The organism is Paenibacillus alba (genome assembly GCF_013204855.1).
Taxonomy (GTDB): domain Bacteria; phylum Bacillota; class Bacilli; order Paenibacillales; family NBRC-103111; genus Paenibacillus_E; species Paenibacillus_E alba.
Genome location: NZ_JABMKZ010000084.1, coordinates 1 through 2245 on the forward strand (window position 1 = coordinate 1; position 2245 = coordinate 2245).

A 2245-nucleotide genomic window follows, 5' to 3' on the forward strand; every position below is an offset into this window, starting at 1 on the left:
CTCCTGATCTACGGATTACGCAAATCCTATGCGCTGCAATTTTTTTAAAAGAGACTGAGCCGCGTCTTATTTAGTGATGTCTTTTTCTTCGACTGCCAGCTTTCTAATTTTCATGGTAGTTGAATAAACAGTTGCCGCGAGGCAAGCTCCTTCACTATCGTTCTCCATAGTCCTTATGGAGTTTAACAACATTTACTGATTTACCTACTCTTAGATAACTCTTCTAATTTGAGGCTATTTTTAATATACTATCTACTGACAATATCTTTATTTATGGAGGGAAGTAATATGAGAGAATCTGTTGTACAAAGACAATTACAAGCATATAACGATAAAAATATTGACTTATTCATGGAATGTTATAGTGAAGATGTTAAAATATATGATTTTCCTAATACACTTACCATAGAAGGCCAAGAGGCCATGAGAGAGCGCTATCATAAATTGTTCGAATCATACCCTAATATGTTAGCAACTGTTGATAAAAGAATATTTCACGGAAAATATGTAATAGACCATGAAGAAATAACTGGAAGATTAGAAGGTGCCATTATAGAGGCAGTTGCAATGTATGAAATAAAGGATGATCTAATTACAAAGGTTTGGTTTCTTACAAGGTGATTATATTTCACACGAGTAAATTTCATGGAAAAATCCTATATACGTGATATCGTCTTCCAGGCATTTTATATAATATGACAACTCCTCACCACAACCCGGCTTTTCAAAAAAACGGACTTTCGTTCAGGATTATGTATTATCTCTTCCAGCAGATTCCCCTTCCTGGAGCTGACTACATCCGAAACACTGCCGCCATGCTCGAATAAATACCTGATATATTCAACTTCGCCCAGCAATTCTTCCCTGCTCCTGTCGTTTAAGAAGGCGATTCTGAGTATTTTTGCATCAGTGCCCTCTTTCTCACAGTTATAAACGACATTCTGCCCTCTGGAATGTGCCTTAATCGGCCTGGATTCGTAGCCTTCCAACCCGTCCAAAATAGTACATCCCATACTGTGATACCACAATAGAAAGATCAAATATAATTAAATTACCCATTACTTGAGAAAAGGCAACCAATCCACCTGGGCTGGCTGCCTTTTCATGTTGTTATTGAACTCTCGTTCGCCGTTTAATGGTTTGACAGCAAATTAGAGTCGCAATACGGTTATTGATTCGTTGTTAAAGACTTCACCGTTGTCACGGAAGCCGAAACTTTCATAAAGTCTTTTGGCAGCGACGTTATCGGATTTATAGGGGATCCAGCAGTAATGTGCTTGCCCTGTTGGAAAGGTGCGAATAAATTCCAAGATTTTTTTCATGGCTTCCCGACCATAACCCCGGTTCTGGTATTGCTTGTCAATCATCAGTCGCCTGATACAATAGTTGTCTTCTGCAATTGACGGTTCTTCGTATCCAGTGATTCCATAAGCCAACATAACAAACCCGACCGGCTGCTCATCCGCGTAAATGACAAATGGCAATGGATGTCCCCCATTGGTTACAAGGACATAACAAGAAGCCACGCTTGACAGATTAGACGCAACAAAGTGCCGTTGGTCCTCCGAAACTTCCAAGTTAAACATGGCACGCCGATTTTCCAGTGTGATTTTTCTGAGAGTAATCATGCAGGACTTCTCCTTTCTTCCCTTTATTGTGATTCAAACATTTTTGCCATATAGAATTTTAGATAAATATCTACTTCTGTAGATATAAATATTTTCCTTTTTTTGTATTTAACCTACCCATTACTTTAATAAACAAAAGAGGAGCTGCCACGAAGCAAGCACCTCAAGTTATCCGTTAGAAGAACGAATTGTAGGATTAATATGTCAATTGAAGAATGACTTCGGATACCTCAACTCACCCTTTATTGTTGTTTTTAACTTTGGATGTCCGATTAAGAACACAAAGTCATAGCCTAATTTTTCACATCTCTTTAAACCTTCTTAAATTAATTTACCACCAATCCCTGTTTTCTGATTACTTGGCAATACGGCAATTGGAGCAAGGACTATGATCTCATTACGATTTTCGTCTTCAACAATTTCTGCTTTGCTAAATAAAGCATGACCTACTATTTGGTCATTTTCTTCCGCTATAAGCGATAATTCAGGTATAAACCCAATAGCTTTGCATTGAAGCTTACATGTGCGAACTAGGCCCCATCCCTATCTCGAAGCAAATAGATCCAGAACCTAAAAGAGGTTGAATTGGATACTTTGCCTTGACTTCGATTATTAAA

General features: G+C 38.2%; 4 protein-coding genes. 1 reads left to right on the forward strand and 3 read right to left on the reverse strand.

Translation table 11 applies throughout. The features are described from left to right. The first annotated feature begins 288 nt into the window (after positions 1–288). Entirely contained in the window at positions 289–621 is a 333-nt protein-coding gene (locus HQN90_RS37900; protein ID WP_173227978.1) for a nuclear transport factor 2 family protein, read from the forward strand. A 65-nt stretch (positions 622–686) separates the two neighbouring features. On the opposite strand, the gene HQN90_RS37905 is transcribed toward HQN90_RS37900, so the two are convergent. The 3 genes from HQN90_RS37905 to HQN90_RS39200 form a co-directional block, all read right to left on the reverse strand. After that, the gene (locus tag HQN90_RS37905; RefSeq protein WP_246363037.1) at positions 687–998 is read right to left on the reverse strand and encodes an aminoglycoside phosphotransferase/kinase family protein; all 312 of its coding nucleotides are present in this window, start codon (positions 996–998) and stop codon (positions 687–689) included. 153 nt (positions 999–1151) lie between these two features. After that, on the reverse strand, positions 1152–1628 hold the full coding sequence (locus HQN90_RS37910; protein ID WP_173227979.1) for a GNAT family N-acetyltransferase: 477 nt from the start codon (positions 1626–1628) through the stop codon (positions 1152–1154). A 321-nt stretch (positions 1629–1949) separates the two neighbouring features. Next, the gene (locus HQN90_RS39200; RefSeq protein WP_338042448.1) at positions 1950–2129 is read right to left on the reverse strand and encodes a GNAT family N-acetyltransferase; all 180 of its coding nucleotides are present in this window, start codon (positions 2127–2129) and stop codon (positions 1950–1952) included. Positions 2130–2245: the final 116 nt, after the last annotated feature.

What these genes read in the sequence shown, in the direction of transcription:
- HQN90_RS37900 (WP_173227978.1), top strand. Translation starts at nt 289, where the DNA reads ATGAGAGAATCTGTTGTACAAAGACAATTACAAGCATATAACGATAAA.
- HQN90_RS37910 (WP_173227979.1), bottom strand. Translation starts at nt 1,628, where the DNA reads ATGATTACTCTCAGAAAAATCACACTGGAAAATCGGCGTGCCATGTTT.